Here is a 19192-nt window from a genome sequence, read left to right on the forward strand (position 1 = left end):
CTTCCGTCTGCCCGCACACGGGCACGGGTCCGGCCGGCCGTCAGCCCTCGACTGGCGGGTGGAGGGCGAGCACCGAGGGGACCAGCCCGGGCGCGGCCAACCGGAGCAGGCCGTACCCGATGCCCGCCAGGCCGACCATCAGCGAGGGGCTGTGCACCCCGTGTGGCAGCCCGCAGACCCAGCCGCGGTCGTCGAGGGCGTCCAGGGTGGCGGCGGCCTGCCGCAGCCCGGCGGCGCGCCAGGGGCCGCCGGCCAGCAGCAGCGGCTCCAGGTTGCCGAAGTCCCCGTGGCAGAGCGAGAAGTTGAGCCCGAACCCGTGGCCGGCCACGGTCTCCAGGGCCGCCTCCCGCCCCTTGCGGAGCGGCTCGGCCCGGTGGCCGTCCAGCAGCCCGGACAGCTCTACCCGGGCCAGCGCGGCGCCCGCGGCGCCATGGCACCAGAGCACCGGGTACGACGGCCCGAGCGACCCGCCGTCCTCACGGACGTCCCGCCAGTTGGCCTCCCCCGGGTCGAACAGGGTGTCCTCGCAGGCCAGGGCGGCAAGGGCCAGTTCGGGCAGCCGCTCGTCGCCGAGCAGCCGGCCGGCCCGGGCCAGCGCCCAGGCGATGCCGGAGGCGCCGTGGGCGAACCCGGCGAGTGGCCGCTCCGCGGTGCCGGCCAGCGCGGCGGGCAGCCAGCCCGCGCCGCCCTCGGGGTGCGGGCGGGCCTGCTGGACCAGCCGGTCGGCGCAGCGGGCCAGCGCGTCGGTGACGGCCGCGCCGGGGCGCACCGCCCCCCAGGCGGCCAGCCCGCCGATGGTGCCGGCCCCGCCGGCGATCACGTCGTACGCGGTGTCCTCGCCCGCCGTGTCGGCCGCCCGTCGGACCAACAGATCGGCGAGGGCGTCGAGTTCGCGGTCCGGTCGGTGGGCGGCGAGCTGGGCGAGGGTGTAGAGCAGTCCGCCGGTTCCGGTCAGGCCGCCGCCGAGCCGGTCGGCCTTGCGGCGGATCTGATGACGGAGCGTCAGTTCGGCTGCGCGGGCGGAATCGTGGTGCTCGCGCTCGCCGGTGACCCGGGCGAGGCGGTCGAGGAAGAGGGCGACTCCGGCGGTGCCGCTGTACAGGTCCGGTCCGAGCTCGGCCGGGGCCCAGCGCCCTGGGGGCGCCCAGTTCGGCCCGGCCCAGGCGAGGTCGGCGCGGCCCCGGTACGCCTCGCGCAGCAGCTGTTCGCCGGCCTCGACCGCCTTGGCCAGGGCCCGCGAGCGCAGCTCGGCCCCGGCGATCGCGGGCTCCGACACGTCGGACACCGCAGCAGGCGAGGCCGGCGCCGCAGCCGTCCGGCGCGGCTCCCGGGCGCCGTCGGCCGTGGTGACGGAGAGCCGCAGCAGCTGCACCTGGCGGGCGAGGTCCGCCGGGCCGAGGCCGGCCAGCTTCTCCAGGGCGAGGTCCAGCGCGGGGCGGTCGGCGACGCCGGGGATGACGGCGCCGCTCGCCGCCCGGGCGTCGACGCCGTCGGGGCGGATGGTGAACACGGGGACGTCGCCGAGCCACAGGTCCGCGCGCTCGTGGTCGAGGAAGGCGCGGGCGTCCCCCTCCCAGCGGGCGAGGGCCCAGAGGCGGTCCAGATGGCGGTCCTGGTCGAGGGCGTCGCGCAGCAGGTCGGGGTGGCAGCCGGTGGCGAGCAGGCTGCGGTACTCCAGGGTGTCGCGGCGCAGCAGCCTGGTCTCGTCCCCCTCGAAGTCCCTTAGCAGAGCGCGTACTTCGTCCTTCCCGTCCGCGAGCAACCGGTAGGCCTCGGTGAACCCGGCCTCCAACTCGGCCGCGTAGTCGGCGGTCCGCAGCGGCTGCCCCGGCGGGACGGGCCGGCTGCCGGCCACCTCGACGGGCATCCGCCGGTACTCGATGCGCAGTTCGTCGGTGCCCAGGCCGACCAGGACCGGCGCGGCGCGCGGCGGCAGGCTGTCCGGGTCCCAGCCGAGCGCCGACAGGTCGGTGCCGCCGTTGCCCTCCTCGTCCCACATCCGTTCGGGGAGCAGGCCGGAGCGGAGCACCGAGTGGCGGGCCTGGTGGCGGGCCAGGCGTTCGGACTCGGAGAGGTCCTTGGAGGGTTCGCGCAGGTCCGGGTGGAGCAGCGCCTCCAGGTCGATCAGGACGGGCTGGTCGCGGACGGCGAGCAGGTTCTGGGCGTGGCAGTCGACCGCGTCCAGGACGTACAGGAGCGCCGCGAGCGAGCCGGCCCGGTGATGGAAGTCTCGCAACTCGCCCTGTTCGCGGGCTGGTTCGGCGGTGATGTGGGCGGCCCAGCCGTAGCCGTCGCCGGCCAGGTGGTCCGGGTCGAGCAGGGGCAGCCGCAGTCGGGCGTTGAGCCACTGCAGCAGTCGGCGGTAGTGGAGTTCGACGCCGAACGGGCGGGGCTTGTAGACGATCCGGGTGCCGTACTCGAAGCGCAGGCCGCAGACGGTGGCGCCGCCGCGGTGGGAGTCGCCGAGGCCGGTGGCGAGTTCGGTGATCCGGCCGAGCGGGCGGCCGGCGGCGAAGACCCGGGAGAGCTCGGGGAGGTCGGCGGCGAGGCGGCGCAGCAGGGTGAGGTTGGTGGCGGTCCACTGCTCGGCGGCCACGGCGAGGCGGCGGGCCAGGACCGGGTACTCGGTGAGGAGGCGGAGCGCCTGCTCGGGTGCGCTGATCCGGTCCAGGAAGGACTGGTAGCGCTGTTCGGGGGTGTCGCCGACCAGCCGGCCGGTGAGGCGGTCGATGTGGAGCTCGGTGATCACGGTGCGGACGGCCAGCGTGTGCGCGGCGGCGGTGAGCGCCGGGACGAGCAGGGCGGTGAGCTCCTCGGGGGTGCCCAGGGCGGCGGCGCCCGGGTCGGCGGCGTGGAGTTCCGTGAGTCCGGCCCGCAGGCCGTCCCGGGCGGCGGCCAGCAGCGGGGCGGCGATCGCGGCGAAGGCGTTCTCCGCGCCGAGCTCCAGCCCGTCCGCGGCGGTGGGCGCCTCGTAGGCGGCGGCGAGCCGTTCGGCCCAGGGCTCGGGCGCGCCGAGGCGTTCGGCCAGTGCCTCGGGCGGTTCGGCGAGCAGGGCGCGCAGGGCGTCGGCGGTGAGGCCGTCGGCGGCGAGCCGGCGCTCGAACCAGTCGTCCTGGTCGAACGGCGCCTGGCCCCGCCAGCGGTGCAGGACGCGCTCGCCCCGCTCCGCACCGGCGGGGTCGGGCGCGGCGCCCTGCGCGGCCCGGCCGCGTCGGCCGAGCGGTACGGCCCGGGCCGAGGCCCGCCGGAATTCGGACGCGTCGAGCACGGCCGGTGCCACCTCTTTCGTTTCGTGGACCCGGCCGGGACGGGCGGGCCCGGGCGCGGTGCGCCCCCGGGCCGAGGCGCCCGGGGACACACCGCGTGGTCAGCGGCGGTGGCGGCTCAGAAGCTACAGAGCCGGCCGCAGCTGGACTGCGAGCCGCAGGTGCTGTTCTGGATCGCGGCCGTGACGTAGACCTCGCCCGCCGGGTCGCCGGCCGGGTGCAGCTGGTGGCCCTGGCCGAGGGTCAGGCGGAAGTCCTCGTCCTTGAGCGCGCGGACCTGGTCTGCCGTGGGCAGCATGGTGCCTCCTGAGGAGTCGAATCCGACATGAACGTGCGGATCCTCCCAGCGCACCATCCGCCACACCAGGGTCGTGCCGCGGCCGCGGCCGGGTTCCGGCCAGGATCCGGCCGCCGGCCCGGCCCGGTCCGGGGCTCCCGCGACCTGCCGACCGGCCCCGGGCCTGCGCCTCGGCCGCCGGGCGGGCTGCGCGGCCGCCGGGACGCATGCGACCGGAATCCGGACGGCGCCGACCGGTCGAACAGGACGGAAGGTTTCGGACGCTCCTCCCGGGGCAGCCGGGGGGCGGCTCTGAGTGGCACCCCCGCTCGGCCGCGACCAGGATGAAGGTCCACGGCGAGCCCGACCCGATCGGAGTGCGATGACCGACCACCAGCACCATGTCGTTCTGCTCACCTTCGAGGGCGGCGAGGACTGCCACCGCGCCTTCGAGGAGGCCGAGCACCTGCCGGGCATCCGGCAGAGCGCCGTACTGGAGCGATCCGCCGACGGCCTGCTGGAGGTGCGGGAGGGCTACACCCGGGGGGCGGGCGTGGCCACGGTGGGCTCCGGCGTGGTCGGCGGCCTGGTCGGGCTGCTGGGCGGCCCGCTCGGGATGCTGCTGGGCTTCGCCGCCGGGGCCGCCCTCGGCAATGCCGCCGAGGAGGGCCGGACGACGGCCGACGGGGCCGGGCTGATCGTGCTGTCGGCCCGGGTGCCGGACGGGGCGTCGCTGCTGGTCCTGGACATCAGGGAGTCCTCCCCGGAGCCGGCCGACCGGCTGGCCGCGCGCTTCGGGGCGACGGTGGAGCGCCTCGTGGCCGAGGAGTTCGCCGAACAGGTCCGGGCCGCGGAGCGCCGGGCCGAGCAGTCCTCCGAGGAGGCCGGCTGACGAGGACGCCGGTTGACGCCGCTCCCGCCACCGGGAGGCCGGTGGCGGGAGCGGCACCCTGCCGGTGTCAGGCGTTGCCCCGCCCGAGGTAGCGGCTGGCGACGTCGTTGCTGCGGTTGCGACTGTTGAGCATGTCGTCCTGGAGCGCGTTGATCTCCGCGCTGTCCGGGCTCCGGCCGTGGTCCCGGGCCCAGATCCCGACCAGGTCGGACATCTCGCGGTTGGCACTCAGGTAGGAGTCCGAGATCTTGGCGTTGGCCTCGCTGTTGTTGTGGTCCTTGACGTCAAGGCTGACCGCGTACGTCCAGGTGTCGACCATGCGCTGGGCGCTGTCCCCGGCCCACGGCACCAGGGTGACCGGGGCACCGATGGCATGGTAGAGCGCCTTGGCCTTCCAGTCCGCCTGGGCGTTCTTGTCGTCGCGCTTGTCCATCTCGACGTCGGCCCGGATCGCGTCGTAGGCGCCGAGCCCGGCCGCCCCCTTGCCCATCACGTCCTTCAGCTGGTCACTGGTGGGGTTGGGCCCGAGGGCCGAGAACTCCTGGGCGACCTTCGCCGTCTCGGCCTGGTGCAGGGTGCCGTAGCCGTCCGGGTCCTCGGAGACTCCGCGCATGAGGCGCACCAGGCTGTCCTGGCCGACGGCCATCCGGACGGTGTCGCCGTCCTTCCAGACCGAGTCGTGCCCGGTGTGGCCGTTGTAGAGGTCGTTGCGGCCGGTGAGCAGCTCGTGGGTGTCACCGACGTAGTCGGCGAGTGCGTTGGCCAGCGGCCGGCGCAGCGGGCCCTTGAGGTCGTCGCCGCTGTGTCCCTCGTCCAGGGTGACGATGGTGTTGTGCATGATGCGGGCCTCGGCCTCGGTGTGCCTCCCGTCGTGGGGAGCGCCGGCCCGCTCTCCGGTGGAGGCGGCCTCCAGGGCGGCGGCCAGACCGCTCCGGGCGAGCGGGTCCGGCACCTTGACAGGGCCGTAGGCGGAGAGCCAGCCCTCGGGCCAGTCCCGGTCCTTCAGCAGGTAGTTCAGCCGCTTGTTGGAACCGTCCGGGCCCGGGTCCAGGTAGGACGTCGCCGCCTCGGGCTGGCGGCCCATCACCCCGAGCACCTCGTCCAGCGGGTCGGCGCCCAGCGAAGTGCCGTCGTGGGAGGCCTTGTAGCCCCACGGGTTCTTGTCGTGCTTCTCGACCTCGACGATGTCGTCGGCGAGGTTGGTGAGGAAGCCGGTCGAGTACTTGGCGTCTCCCTTGCTCATCAGGGTGCCGAGGATCTGGTAGCCGTAGACCGGGTCGGTGTTGGGGCCGAAGTTCTTCGTCCCGGCCTTCTTCATCTCCTCCCGCCACCTGCGGTAGAACTCGCTGTTGGTGTCCTGGGTGGCGGAGGCCAACGAGCGGGTCAGGTCGGTCTGCAGAGCGGCGTACGCGGCCTTCTTGGCGCCGTCCTTGCCGGGGTCGTTCAGGTGCTCGGCGAGTTTGAGGGTGCCGTCGGTGCCGAGCTTGTCGAGCAGCGTCTGCGAGAACTGCGGGCTGTCGGCGTTGGCCCGCATCAGGTTCTGCAGCTGCTGCAGCTCGTCCGCGTTGAGGCCGTCGATCCGGGTGGCGAGGGCCGCGGCCCGCTGGGCGTCGGCCGCGTCGCCGCCGCCGATGGCGTCCTTGTTGAAGGAGTTCTCGACACTGCCGGCCTTGGAGGCGCTGCGCAGGGCGCGTGACGCCCGCTGGTCGGCGTCGGTGGCGCGCTGCATCCCGGCCTGGATGGCGGCGCTCCACTTGGCGGCGGCCTCCTGGTACTCCCGCGACGCCCCGGGGTCGTGCTGGATCGCGTTCCGGGTCTGCGGGTCGAACATGCCGATGTCGAACACCACGACGCCCGTACCGGTGACCTTGAGGTCCGCCTTCACGGCGCCGTCGGCGGCGTCCCGGACCTGCTTCTGCGCGGCCGCGAAGTCCGCGGCCGCGTCGTCGAGCAGGGAGGCCATGGCCCTCGCCTCGACCTGCGCGGCGACGATCTGGTCCTTGGTGCCCTGCAGTTGGATAGAGGCCAGATAGGACACCGGCCCGTTCCACCCTGTGCCGGTCACCGCGAGCACGTCGCGGTCCATCGTCCCCTCCATGGCGTGGAAGCGCTCGGCCATGGCGCGCCACTGCACGGCGGCGGCGGAGAGGGTTTCGGGCTTTGCGTTGAGGATGTCCTCGTATCCGAGCACGGTGCTCACCTCGCCTTGAAGGGGTCGGCCAGGAAGCCGTCGGTGGACTGGTAGTTGAGCGAGGTCTGCTGCATGGCCGCACTGTTCTTGTGCAGCCGCGCGGTCAGTGCCTCCACCTGTTCGTGCCACTCGGTCAGGGAGGCGCGCAGCGCCGCCGCGGTGTCCCACCCCCGGTGCCCCTGGGCCGCGGTCTCGGTGGACTCGTTCGCGAGCGCACCGATGTTCGCGCTGTCGAGCGCCATGCCGTTCAGTGCCGCCTGGGCGCTGTTGAGCGCCTGCGTGTTCACGCTGAACCCGCCGTTCGGTCCCGGTGCGGTCATGTCCGGAACTCCTCCCCCATCGGAAAACAACCGGTCGAATGTCACGCACGGACCCCGCGTGACGGGCTCCACTCAACTGGCCACCGCTACTGCCAGCAAGAGGCCTTGACGGGTTGTTACCAACTCATCGAAAGCGAACGACGCCCGGGGGGACCGGGGGGCGAGCGCAGCGAACCCCGGGCCGGTGGAGCCGGCCCGGGGTTCGTGCCGCATGTGCCGCCGCGGATCAGCCCGTCGGTCGGGGCGAGGGCAGTGCGCCGGTCAGCAGCGGCCACTCCCGGTGGAACGACGGCAGCGGGAGCCTTCCCTCCACGATCGGCGTCCCGAAGACCTTCAGGTGCGCCAGCAGCGAGCCGTTCAGGTCGATTCCTCCGAAGAGACCCCAACTCCCCTGCACCTGAGGCGGGTTGCCTGAGGTGTCGACCGCGAGCGAACCGTCGACCTGGCCGCGCAGGTACGGCGCCAGCGTCGCCTCCACGCCGACCGTGTCGTACAGGCCGACGCTCACCTCGGCGCCCAGGCCGGCGCGTACCGCCGCCTTGCCCGAGAGCCGCAGCCGGACCGGGGAGACCGTGGTGTTGCCCGCGTCGGTGACCGGGCTCCAGCCGCGGTCGCCCGCGTAGTCGGCCCGGACGCTCCAGGCGCCGGTGACCTCCTGTTCGGCCTCCAGGTGGACCTTGCCGTCGGCGCTGATCTCCAGGTAGCAGGTCAGCCCGAGGTTGACCACGACCGGCAGTCCCGCGACCGTGAGGACGGGGCTCGCCTGGAGCTTGGCGAACGGCAGGCGCACCGGGGTGCCGGTGGCGCGGCCGAGGTCGCCGGTGACCTTCCACTGGGCGTGGGCGCCGAGGTCGAAGCCGATCGACGCGGTGCGCGGGCTGCCGACACCGGCGCCGTGGTAGGCGAAGTGGACGGCCGGGTGCAGCTGCAGGGATCCGGACGCGTCGGCGCTCGCGCCGTCGGGCAGCGGGATCGGCGCCTTGACGTCGACCTCCAGGGTGCCGGAGGCGTCGGCCCGGGTGGTGCCGTTCTCCCGGCCCACGGTCGCCTTGAGGTCCTTGACCAGCGGCGTCACCTTGATGGCCTGCGGGTCGACGGCGACCTGGCCGTCCGCCTCGGCGCCGCCCAGCAGCTCGGCCAGGGTCGCCGGCCGGGTCGAGATGCCGACGGTGTCGCCGGCGCCGGGGCGCACCTCGGTCACCGCGACCAGCGCGCCCTGGGGGGCGGCGGCCGTCGGCGGGCTGGCGATCAGCTGGCCGGGTTTGACGGCCGCGACCTGCCCGGCCGGCGGGGGCGTGGCCGGGGCGCCGGAGGACGGCGCGGACGGCGACGCCGGTGCCGGTGCGGGCGGCGTCGTGGGCACCGCCGCGGGCGACGCGGTGGGCACCGTCGCGGGCGAGGAGGCCTGCGCCGGGGACGCCGGGGCCCCGGACAGCACCGCCGTGCCCTTGACCGGGTCGTAGGCGGCCAGCTGCAGGGTGCTCGCCGCGGCGGAGACGGCGGCACCCTCCTTCCCCGGGGTCCCGATGGCGACCTGCTGGACGCCGGGCTGGGCCGCCGCCACCGGCAGGGTGCCCGCCGCGGGACGCTGGGAGGCGGGCGGGGCGGTGGTCGGCGTCGAGGCGGCGCGCGGCGCACCGGCTCCCGACCGGGCCGTCGGGGCCCCCGCCGGGGAGGCGGCGGCCGGGACGGCCGGGGCGACCGCTTCGACGGCGGCCGAAGCAGCCTGCGGAGCAGCGGAGTCCGGCCCGCAGGCGGCGGCGCCGAGCAGCAGCAGGGAGACGAGGGCAGGGCGGACGGCCGTGCCTATGGAGCTCTTCAACAAGACTCTTCCGGAGCGGCGGACGAGGACACGACCGCTCGTGATCAGGGGACGCGAAGGCGGCGCGAGTGGCCGCGGGCGTCATGTTACTGATGAGGAATTAGTTTGTCGAAGACATGCAAACAGCCTGAGCGATGACCAATGTGCATCAACTCACCGTTAAGTTGCATGAATTGATGGAGCATCAGGCGAATCCAGGCGCCCGCCAAGCCCGGCCTTCGGCGGGAGTCGACGCCCCGCTCCCCCCTCGAACGGCAGGGCCGCACCCCCGCCGTTCGGCAGGGGTGCGGCCCGGTGGCAGGTCCGGTCCGGTCCGGTCCGGTCACGCCACCACGAGCGTCCCCGTCATGTTCGGGTGGACGTCGCAGTGGTACGCGTACGGGCCGGGGCCGGACGGTGCGGTGATCGTCGTCGACTCCCCCGCCGAGAGCAGGCCGGTGTCGAACTCGCGGCCGGGCGTGGTGGCGGTCAGCGTGTGCCCGGTGTCGTCCTGGTTGGTGACGGTGATGGTCGTCCCCGGCGCCACCGTGAAGGTGTCGGGGTGGAAGGCGAAGTTCTTGATCGTCACCACCACCTTGCCGGAGGAGGGGGAGGCGGATCCCGACGCGGAGGCCGAGGCGGAGGCCCCGGCCGAGGCCGCGGAGGAAGCGGCCGACGAGGCGGCCGAGGCCGCGGACGAGGCGAGGGACGAAGCGGCCGACGCGAGGGACGAGACGGCCGCGGCCCCGGAGGAGGCGGACGATCCGCCCCCGCCGCTGGAACAGCCGGTGGCGCCGAGCAGCAGCCCGGCCGCCGCGCCGACCGCGAGAGCGGTCCGCCATGAACGGGAAGAACGGAGGGTCATCGGGCGGCTCCAGTCTCTCTGCCTGCGGCAACTCGGTCTGCGGCAACCCGCCCACGCTAGGCCCTGCCGCAACGACAGGGCGCAGGCACGGCCGTGGCGACCCGTCCGACCGGCCGCGGGCCACCCGAACGCCGGATCCGGGTGCAGCCGCTCCCGGCACCGGAACACCCCGGAACGCCTCCGGGCCCGGGAGCGGACTGCGCTCCCGGGCCCGGAGGCCACCACGATCGGACGGCACCGCGACCGGCCGGCACCGGCAGCCGTCGGCGTCAGGAGCGGCCGCCTCCCCGGGTCGAGACCGCGACGTAGTCGACCCGCATCGGGTGCCCGGGCTCGGTGGCCGGGCCCGGGACGCCGCCGAGCGCGGCGGGCAGGTTGCCGCCCACGGCCACGTTCAGGATCAGGAACAGCCCGTGGTGCACGGCCCGGTCCCAGGTCGCGGCGTCCATCTGGGCCGCCGTCACCCGGTGGTACTCGCGCCCGTCGAGGTACCAGCGCACCTGCTCGGCGCCGGCCGTCAGGTCGACCTCCACCGCGTAGGAGTGGAAGCCCGTCCGGCAGTCCTGGCACGCCCGCTCTCCCGAGCCGAGGCCCTTGGGCTCCTGGCAGGGGCCGCCGTCCAGCGTGCCGCAGTGCATCGTGCCGAAGACGGAGTCGCGGCCGTTGACGTTCTCCATCACGTCGAGCTCGCCGATCGCCGGCCACCCGGTGTAGCCGTCGCGCAGCCCGGACCCGAGGGTCCAGAAGGCCGGCCAGTAGCCCGCGGCCGCCGGCCCGGTGACGTCGGGCAGGGCGATCGAGGCCTCGATCCGCATCACGCCGCCCGGCGGGGGCGCGAGGTCCGACCGGCGGGACTCGATCCGGCCCGAGCTCCAGCGGCCGTTCTCCAGGGTGGGCACGATCTCCAGCGCGCCCTTGCCGTCGAGGCGGACGTTGGCGGTCGAGTCGGTCATCGTCTCGACCTCCCCGGTGCCCCACTGGGCGGCCGGGCAGCCCGGGTAGCAGGTGCCCAGGTCGTACTGCCAGTGCGCGGCGGAGGGCCGGCTGCCGCCGGGACCGTCGAAGTCGTCCCGCAGCACGGGCGTCCAGCCGTCCGGCCCCGCCGGGACACCGCCCGCAGCCGCGCCCGCGGGCGAGCCGGCCGGTGCGACGGCGGGCACCAGCCCGGCCTCGGTGAGCAGCCGTTCGAGCCTCGGGGTGAGGACGACGGCCGCCACGTTGGTCAGGTGCGCGTCGTCGCGGTAGAGCAGGATCCGCTCCAGGACCGCCGGGCAGGTGCGCCCCGCCCCCGGGCAGAGCACCGAGTTCACCTCGACGGACCGGACGCCGGGCACCCGGTCGGCCGCGATCGCCTCGGCGAGCGGGTCCGGCCACCGGGCGCCGTCCCGGGCGAACGCGCAGGCCGCCGGGTCGTCGGTGTGTCCCGAGACGCAGGCCGGGATGTCCGTCCCCGGGATCGGGGTGTCCTGGAGGTAGACGATCGGCACGCCCATCGCGCGCAGCGGCGCCAGGGTCTTCTCCCAGGCCTGGAGCAGGAGGTCCTGGTCGTCCGTGTAGCGGTTGAGCGAGGAGACCACGATCAGCTTGGGCTTCGGCCCCTGCTGGAGCCGGGCCAGGCTGTTCGCCCGCCAGCTGTCGCACTCCCGGTAGGTGCGACCCAACTGCGGGTTGACCACGGTGAGTTCGGGCAGCGGGCAGCCCTGCTTGACCAGCTCCTCCAAGGCCCAGTGGCGGCCGGCCGCGATGGCCAGCAGCGGCGAGAACCACTGCCCGGCGTGCGAGTCGCCGAGCAGGACGATCCGGTCCAGGCTGCCGGTCTCGCCGAACAGACAGGCCGGGCTGGTGGTGGCGCTCGGCGCCACCTCGCACTCGCCGTCGGGCGGGAAGTCCTTGCGGGCCTGGACGGCGTCCGGCACCACCGGGCCGCCCTTGAGCGGGGTGGCGGTGCGTGCCAGCAGGGAGGTGCCGTCGGGCGAGCCGGGCGGCAGTCCGAGCAGGTCGACGGGGGCGGCCGGGCCGAGCAGACGCAAGGTCCCGGTGCCGACGACCAGCGCCAGCACCACCGGGATGATCACTGCGGCGATCCCCAACGAGAGCCCCCGCCTGGGGAGTTCGGAGACCGTCCGGTTGCGGCGCAGCGGCTGCTCGATCCAGCGCAGCACCGCCGCGGCGGGCAGTGCGGCGGCCACGGTGAGCGCCGCCTTGGCCGGCCAGCCGAGGGCTCCGAGCCGGGCCTCGGCGAGGACGAGGATCGGCCAGTGCCACAGGTAGAGGTTGTAGGAGAGCCGGCCGATCGCCCGCGGGGCGCGCAGGCCCAGCAGCCGGTCCGCGCCGAGGCCGGTGCCGGGCGCCCGGCCGGCGCCGCTGCGGTCGGGGGTGCCCGCCAGGATGACGGCGGCGGCGCCGAGCGTGGGGACGAGCGCCGCGTACCCGGGGTAGGGGGTGGTGGCGTCGTACCGGAGGATGCACCAGGCGATCGCCCCGAGCCCGGCCCAGCCGGTGAGTACCCGCAGGGCGCGCGGTCCGGGCAGCCGGTGCCAGGGCAGCAGGGCGAGCAGCGCCCCCACCCCGAACTGCCAGACCCGGGAGGGCGTGCCGAGGTAGGCGAGCGAGACGGAGCCGTGCGTCCAGTGCAGCGACAGGGCGAAGGAGCCGAGGGTCGCCGCCCCGGCGACGGCGGCCGCCACCGAGCGCACGGCCGCGCCGCGGCGGGCGGCGCGGGCCGCGAGGAAGACCAGCACCGCGAGTAGCGGCGCCCAGAACAGGTAGAACTGCTCCTCGACGGCGAGCGACCAGAAGTGCAGCAGCGGGCTTGGGTCCCGGCCGGCCGCGAGGTAGTCGGTCTGCTGGGCGACGAAGCGCCAGTTGGCCACGGACAGGGCCGCGGCGAGGACGTCGTACTCCAGGTCGGCGCGGCGCAGCGGGACGGTGAGCCATGCGCCGGCCAGGGCGACCGTGCCGAGCACGACCGCGGCGGAGGGCAGCAGTCGCCGCGCCCGGCGGGAGAAGAACTCCCCCAGCCGGATCCGGCCGGTGGTGACCGCCTCGCGCACCAGGAGTCCGGTGATCAGGTAGCCGGAGATGACGAGGAAGACGTCCACGCCGACGAATCCGCCGGCCAGGCCGGGGAGGGAGGCGTGGAAGGCGAGGACCGCGAGGACCGCCACCGCGCGCAGGCCCTCGATGTCGGGGCGGAATCCGGCGGAGCGGGGCGTCGGCCCCGGGGTGCCGGACCTTCGGGAGCCGGGGCCGCCGGGTGGCGGGCCGGGGATGGTGTAGGACTCCGGACTGAGGTCCGTCGCCGTGGTCGAAGACATCGGTGTGATGACCTTTCACCCCAGCCAGGGCAGCATCGGGCTGACCCAGCCGGAGGCAAGCAGAGCGGTGAGCACGAGTGTGGCGGTGGCGGCCAGCGCTTCGGGCCAGCGCCTGGGCAGCATGCCGGGGCCGGTCGGGCGCAGGGCCGACAGCCCGAGTCGGCGTCGGGCCGGTACGGCGGCGCGGTTCGGATCGGCGGTGCCGTCCGGGCGGGCGGTGCCGTCCGGGCCGGTGGCAGCGTCCGGGCCGGCCGCGAGGGCGGCGCGGTTCGCCCGGGCGGGCCGGAGCTCGCCTATCAGGTCGCGGACCAGCGGGAGGCCGACCTGGCACTGGACGGCGAGGTAGAGGCCGAGGCCCCAGGTGTGCCCCCAGCCGCTGCGGACGACGGCCAGGGCGAGCCCGGCGGCGGCCGCGCCGATGGAGAGGCAGAGCCAGCCGAGCGAGACCAGGACCACCCGGCGGGCCAGGCCGCCGGGCTTCGCCCGCCCCGCGCCGGTGGGCACCCAGGCCGCGCTGCGGCCGCGCAGGGTGTGCCAGAAGGCGGCTGCGGCGGCCACGCTCATCAGGACGTTCGAGCGGATCACCTCGATCCGCCAGCGGGTCCGGCTGATCCGGGGCAGCAGGACGTGCCAGAGCCAGAGCGGCGCGAGCAGCGGCAGGACGTGCCAGGGCCGGATCTGCTCCGGGTACCAGAACATCATCACCAGCGGCGGCAGCGGGGCCACGAAGAGGTTCACCGAGGCGGCCAGGTAGCCGACGACGCCCTCGTAGAAGCAGAGCCGCATCCGCCAGGGCGCCCGGATCTGCTTGAGCACGGGCGAGCCGAGCAGGTGCAGGTTGCCCATCGCCCAGCGGTACTGCTGGTTGACGAAGGACGCCAGGTTGTCGGGCGAGGTGCCCTTGGCGACCAGGACCGGGACGTAGAGCGTCCGGTACCCCTGGGCGTAGAGGCCGAGGCCGGTGAACAGGTCCTCGCTGTGGTCGAGCCGGGCGAAGCCGCCGGCCGCGTCGATGGCCGAGCGCCGGTAGACCGCGTTGCTCCCGCAGCAGATGGCCGCGTCGCTGGCGTCCCGGGAGGGCTGGATCCATCGGAAGAACCACTCCTGGGCGGAGCCGGCGGCGCGCTGGATCCAGTCCATCGACTCGTCGGTGTCGAAGCACTGCGGGCTCTGCACGATGCCGATCCGGGGATCGGCGAGGTACGGCACGAGGTGGCGCAGGAAGTCCCGGCGCGGCGCGAAGTCGGCGTCCAGGATGGCGATGTACTCCGCGCTGCTCAGGGTGAGCGCGTGGTTGAGGTTGCCGGCCTTCTTGAGGTGCCCGCGGTCGGGGCGGACGACGTACCGGTAGCCGTGCGCGGCCGCCAGTTCGGCGACCTCGGCGCGGTCGGCGTCGTCCAGGACCCAGACGGTCAGGGCGTCCGGCCAGTCGAGCTCCCGGACCGCCCGGTAGGCGTTCTCCAGGACGTCGAGCGGTTCACCGCAGGTCGGCAGGTACAGGTCGACGGTCGGCAGTGTGCCCGGGTTCCAGGCGTTGACCAGGACCTCGTGCGACTGCCTGGTCAGCCGGCGCTGGCGCAGGCTGTTGACCGAGGACAGTGCCAGGGCGACGACGTTGAGGCCGAGGACGGCGAGGAAGCCCCACAGGGCCGGGGTCCGCAGCGAGAAGGTGAACATGGTGGCCGCGGTGAAGACGAAGGCGAGCGAGGTGCAGATCAGCACCCAGCGGCGCTGCGGCCCGAAATACCAATAGAGCTCCTGATCGGAAGGAGGTTGAGGAAGGTGTTGGACGGTCATGAGGCCCCCACAGCCGCGTTTCTGACAGCTCCGGCGGTCACAGTACCTCATTGGTATAGACCATTAGCGCCGCTGCCCGAGCGGTGGAACATCTCCCGACGGGGCCGCGCCCGACCGGTGGTCAGTTGGCCGCCCTGCCCCGGCCGGGGCGTGAATCAGCAGGTCGCGCGGGGGTCAACAGTCGTCCAACTTCCGTACGGGGCATGTTCGCCGCCGGGCGCGGCCCGGCCTGTCGGGGCCGGGCCGCGCCGCGTTTTGACGGGTCGGGGGGAGGTCAGGGGAAGGAGACCACCGTCGACGGAGTGGTGCCGGTACCCGAGGTCGCGGCCCCGGTGGAGTTCACGACGTGTTCATACTGGCCCTGGCCGCCGAGCGAGACGACCAGCAGGTCGTGGAACCGCACGCCCGGCCGGACGGGGGCCTCGAACCCGTGGTCCATCCGGATCGTCGGGTCCACGTTGAAGTAGCAGTAGCTGCCCAGGCCCCACCCCTCGTGCACCGTCACCGAGTCGTCGACCTTGTAGGCGGCGAACCCCTTGGTCGGGCCGTTCTGCACGGCGGCCTGGTTCGGGGCGTCGTAGGCCTTCTCGTTCTGGAAGAAGACCGTCCGGCCGCGCTCGCCGGACCACTCGACGTCGTACTTCTTGAAGTGCTCGACGAACAGGCCGGTGCCGAGCACGTCGTCCCCGCGCACCACCAGGCCGTAGTCGGCGGGGTTGGTGTCCCAGCCGACGCCGGCCCCGTGGTCGGCGCGCCAGATCCAGGTGTGGTCGATCAGCACGTCGTCGCTGTTGACCACGACGCCCGCGGTGGTGGAGCCGGGGCCGGCCCCGCCGACCCGGATGAAGACGTCCTGGAGGCTGGTCGGGTCGGCGGAGTGGTCGGCGCCGGAGCCGTCCGGGCCGACCTGCACCAGGGCGGCGGACCTGACCGGGCCGGCGTCCACCAGCAGTCCGGCCAGCTTGACGCCGTCCACGTCGGCCACCCTGATCGCCGTCACCCCGTTGTCGGGGACGACGGTCGCCAGGCCCAGGCCGAGCACCACGGTGTCGGGCCGGGTGACCTCGATCGGCCGGTCGACGTGGTAGACGCCGGGGGTGAAGAGCAGGTTGAGGCCCTGGGCGAGGGCCGCGTTGATGGTCGCCGCGGTGGCACCGGGCTTGACCAGGTAGAAGCGGTCGAGCGGCAGCGAGGAGCCCTGCGGGGCGCCGTCCCAGGAGACCCCGCGGGCGTTGGTCCGCTTGGCCGGGACGAACACCTTGTAGTCGTTGCCGTCCAGGTAGAGGAAGGGCTTCTCGCGGGAGACCGGGGTGGTGTCCAGCGTGGTGTAGGGCGGGTCGGGGAAGGACTGCGCCGGGGCGCCCTGGACGCCGGAGAAGGTCTGGTTCCAGACGCCGTTGGAGAAGCCGCCGACGGCGCTGTCCCGGGTGTACCACTGCTGCTGGGAGTAGTTGCCGACGCTCCCGTCGATCCGGCTGTCGGCGATGTAGCCGCCGCTGGCCCAACCGTAGCCCGCCGGCGCGAGGTTGAGCCCGCCCTTGACGTGCATCCGGCGGAACGGGGCGGCCTGGGCGACGGCCCAGCGGTCGGTGCCGCTGACCGGGTTCAGTGCCAGGTTCTCGGCGGAGCGCCAGAAGTTCTGCGTGGCGTTGCCGTTGAACCAGCCGGCGTCGACCGTCACGTCGCCGTTGAGGAGGGTGTCGTCGGGCTTCAGTCCGAGCCCGGCGACCGAGGTGTAGAAGCCGAGTTGGACGTTGAGGTTCTGGTAGCTCCCGGGCTTGAAGAGCAGTGCGTAGCGGGCGTCGCCGAACTGGTTGGACTCCTGCTTGGCGAAGACCTCGTCGACCTTGGCCTGGATGCCGGGGGTGGCGGGGTCGAAGACCAGGACGTTGGGCCCGAGGTCGCCGCCGCCCTGCACCGGCGGCACGGTCGGCCCGTCGGCGGTGTTCACCCGGAACTCCCAGAGCGAGTACCCCCAGGCGGTGCCGCGCGCGGTGCCGTTCATCCGTACGTAGCGCCCGCTGCCGCCGACGGCGAGCGTCTCGGTGCCGCCGACGCCGTTCGCGGCGGTGTACAGCGTCCGCCAGTTCGCACCGTCGTCGGAGGCCTGGATCTGGTACGAACGCCCGTACGCGGCCTCCCAGTCGAGCACCACCCGGCAGAGCGGGCGGACGGCGCCGAGGTCCACCTGGAGCCACTGCTGGTCGCTCGCCGCGGAGGACCAGCGGGTCCCGGTGTCGCCGTCCACCGCGGCGGCGGCCGGCGTACCGGCGTTCTCGGTGGAGGACGCGGCGACCGGCCGGCCCTGGGCGGCGTTCGCGGTGCCGCAGTCGGAGCCGGCCGGGGCGAAGGCTCCGAAGACCTGGAACTCCCAGAGCGAGTAGCCGTATCCGGTGGCCCGGGTGAGCCCGTTCATCCGGACGTAGCGCCCGCGGCCGCTGACGGCGAGCGTCTCGGTGCCGCCGACGCCGTTCGCGGCGGTGTACAGCGTCCGCCAGTTCGCGCCGTCGTCGGACACCTGGATCTGGTACGAACGCCCGTACGCGGCCTCCCAGTCGAGCACGACCTTGGTGAGGTCGGCGGCGGCGCCGAGGTCGACCTGGAGCCACTGCTGGTCGTTCGCCGCGGAGGACCAGCGGGTCCCGGTGTCACCGTCCACCGCGGCGGCGGCCGGCGTGCCGCCGTTCTCGGTGGACGAGGCGGTGACCGGCCGGCCCTGGGAGATCAGGGTGTCGGCGGCGTGGGCGGCCGGCCCGGGCAGGGCCAGGGCGGTGCCGGAGAGCAGGGCCAGGCCGAGCAGTGCGGCCGGTGCCCTGCGGGGGCGTGCTGAAGCGAGCCTCATGGGCTTCTCCTGCGGTGGGGGATGGGTGGGAGCGGGGGCGCACCACGTGTCCGCACCCGGCACGGCGCAGGCGCCGGGTGATGGGGGGACGACGAGCCACCGGTCCGCGCCGGCCGACGGGTTGGGGAGTCGGCGCGGCGCGGGACCGCCGGGGTGGGGCGGTGCCGGAGTCGTGACGGGGCATCACCGCCGGGCCCTGGCAGAGCCTGACCCGGCCCGTCCCGGGGAGCGCCCCCGACCGGGAGTCTCGGGGCTGTCGATCCGCAGTGTCAACCCTTCGCGCAGACTTTCCTCACACCGTGAACTAGGCCTGGTGGAGGCAAGTTGGCGACACCTGAGGGTCAGGACCGCCCGGTGGGCAGGGCCCGCGGGCGGTCGGCGGGCCGGCGCGGGGGCTCGCCGCCGGACTCCAGGAACTCGGTCAGCGGGAGGGTCGCGGCACCCACCGTGACCGCCTCCGGCCCGAGCGTGCCGAGCACGATCGAGGTCTGCTCCCGCGGGAAGCGCAGCGCGTACGCGGTGGCCGCCGTCCGGATCGCCGGCAGCAGCCGGGGGCCCAGCAGCAGGCCGGCCCAGCCGCCGATCACGATCCGCTCGGGGTTGAACAGGTTGACCAGGTCGGCGATGGCCGCGCCGAGGTACTCCGCGGCCTCGGCGAGCAGCTCGGCGGCGGCGGGTTCGCCCGCCTCGGCGGCCGCCAGCAGGGCCGCGATCCCGGCCTTCTCGCCGCCGCCGGACGGCGCCGCCGCCCAGCGCTCCAGCAGCGCCTCGGCCCCGACGTACGCCTCCAGGCAGCCGCGGGCCCCGCACCGGCAGCGGCGTCCGCCGACGTGCACCTTGGTGTGCCCCCACTCCCCCGCGCTGCTGGTCGCGCCGCGGAACCGGGCGCCGTCGGCGACCACGCAGGCGCCGACCCCGGAGCCGAACAGGGCGATCACCGCGTGCCGCACCCCGCGCCCGGCCCCGAACCACATCTCGGCCTGGCCGAGCGTCTTGGCGCCGTTGTCCACGAACAGCGGCAGGTCGGTACCGGCCCGCAGCAGCCGGCCCAGCGGGACGGCGTCCCAGCCGACGGTCTGGCCGTGCACGACGATGCCGAGGCCGTCCGAGGCCGGATCCCCCTGCTCGACGATGCCCGGCACGCCGATGCCGACGCCGAGGACGCTCGCCGGGTCGGTGCCGGTGCGCTCCAGCACCTCGGCCAGCCCGGCGAGGATCAGCTCCACCACGTGGTCCGCGTCGTGCCCGCAGTCCGACAGCGGCCAGTCGCTGGCGGCCAGCTCGGTGCGGGCCAGGTCGAACAGGGCCACCCGGACCTGCGTCTCCCCGACGTCCACCCCGACCAGATGGGCCCGCCCGGGGGCGACCTGCAGCATGATCCGGGGCCGGCCGCCGTCCGACTCCACCGAGCCGCACTCCTCGATCAGCCCGTCCGCGAGCAGCTCGCCCGTCACGTTGCTGACCGATCCGGCGCTCAGCCCCGTGAGCGTGCCGAGTTCCTGGCGGCTCAGCGGCCCGTCGAAGTACAGCCGCCGCAGCAGCGTCGACCGGCTTCCTCTGCGCAGGTCACGCACCGTCTTCTTGCCTTGCGCGGTCATGGGACCTCCCTCCTGACCCGAATCTA

11 protein-coding genes are annotated in these 19192 nt (G+C 74.5%); 1 reads left to right on the forward strand and 10 read right to left on the reverse strand.

Annotated features, from left to right (window positions below):
• Positions 1-40: 40 nt before the first annotated feature.
• Together ACIGZJ_RS13750 and ACIGZJ_RS13755 are read right to left on the reverse strand one after the other, a co-directional pair.
• Complete coding sequence (locus ACIGZJ_RS13750) at positions 41-3268, reverse strand: type 2 lanthipeptide synthetase LanM family protein (RefSeq protein ID WP_396457358.1); 3228 nt, start codon at positions 3266-3268, stop codon at positions 41-43.
• A 116-nt stretch (positions 3269-3384) separates the two neighbouring features.
• Positions 3385-3564: a hypothetical protein gene (locus ACIGZJ_RS13755; RefSeq protein ID WP_392934302.1), complete on the reverse strand. Its 180-nt coding sequence runs from the start codon at positions 3562-3564 to the stop codon at positions 3385-3387.
• A 361-nt stretch (positions 3565-3925) separates the two neighbouring features.
• Between ACIGZJ_RS13755 and ACIGZJ_RS13760 the strand changes: the two genes are divergently transcribed.
• Positions 3926-4435 (forward strand): hypothetical protein, encoded by a 510-nt coding sequence (locus ACIGZJ_RS13760; protein ID WP_396457359.1) that lies wholly within the window; start codon positions 3926-3928, stop codon positions 4433-4435.
• Between the two features lie 67 nt (positions 4436-4502).
• Here the strand turns inward: ACIGZJ_RS13760 and ACIGZJ_RS13765 are convergent, their stop codons facing one another.
• From ACIGZJ_RS13765 to ACIGZJ_RS13800, 8 genes are all read right to left on the reverse strand, one after another.
• Positions 4503-6626: a DUF6571 family protein gene (locus ACIGZJ_RS13765; RefSeq protein ID WP_396457360.1), complete on the reverse strand. Its 2124-nt coding sequence runs from the start codon at positions 6624-6626 to the stop codon at positions 4503-4505.
• Between the two features lie 5 nt (positions 6627-6631).
• Entirely contained in the window at positions 6632-6946 is a 315-nt protein-coding gene (locus tag ACIGZJ_RS13770; RefSeq protein ID WP_396457361.1) for a hypothetical protein, read from the reverse strand.
• Positions 6947-7172: 226 nt separating this feature from the next.
• The gene (locus tag ACIGZJ_RS13775) at positions 7173-8768 is read right to left on the reverse strand and encodes a hypothetical protein (protein WP_396457362.1); all 1596 of its coding nucleotides are present in this window, start codon (positions 8766-8768) and stop codon (positions 7173-7175) included.
• A 322-nt stretch (positions 8769-9090) separates the two neighbouring features.
• A complete protein-coding gene (locus ACIGZJ_RS13780) occupies positions 9091-9612 on the reverse strand; it encodes a cupredoxin domain-containing protein (protein ID WP_396457363.1) in 522 nt (173 codons plus the stop codon).
• 269 nt (positions 9613-9881) lie between these two features.
• A complete protein-coding gene (locus tag ACIGZJ_RS13785; protein ID WP_396457364.1) occupies positions 9882-12929 on the reverse strand; it encodes an acyltransferase family protein in 3048 nt (1015 codons plus the stop codon).
• A 15-nt stretch (positions 12930-12944) separates the two neighbouring features.
• Entirely contained in the window at positions 12945-14726 is a 1782-nt protein-coding gene (locus tag ACIGZJ_RS13790) for a glycosyltransferase family 2 protein (protein ID WP_396457365.1), read from the reverse strand.
• A gap of 274 nt (positions 14727-15000) precedes the next feature.
• Positions 15001-17568: a discoidin domain-containing protein gene (locus ACIGZJ_RS13795; RefSeq protein ID WP_396457366.1), complete on the reverse strand. Its 2568-nt coding sequence runs from the start codon at positions 17566-17568 to the stop codon at positions 15001-15003.
• Positions 17569-17909: 341 nt separating this feature from the next.
• Complete coding sequence (locus ACIGZJ_RS13800) at positions 17910-19166, reverse strand: ROK family protein (protein ID WP_396457367.1); 1257 nt, start codon at positions 19164-19166, stop codon at positions 17910-17912.
• Between the last annotated feature and the right edge of the window lie 26 nt (positions 19167-19192).

Source organism: Kitasatospora sp. NPDC052868 (assembly GCF_044547105.1).
Lineage (GTDB): Bacteria > Actinomycetota > Actinomycetes > Streptomycetales > Streptomycetaceae > Kitasatospora.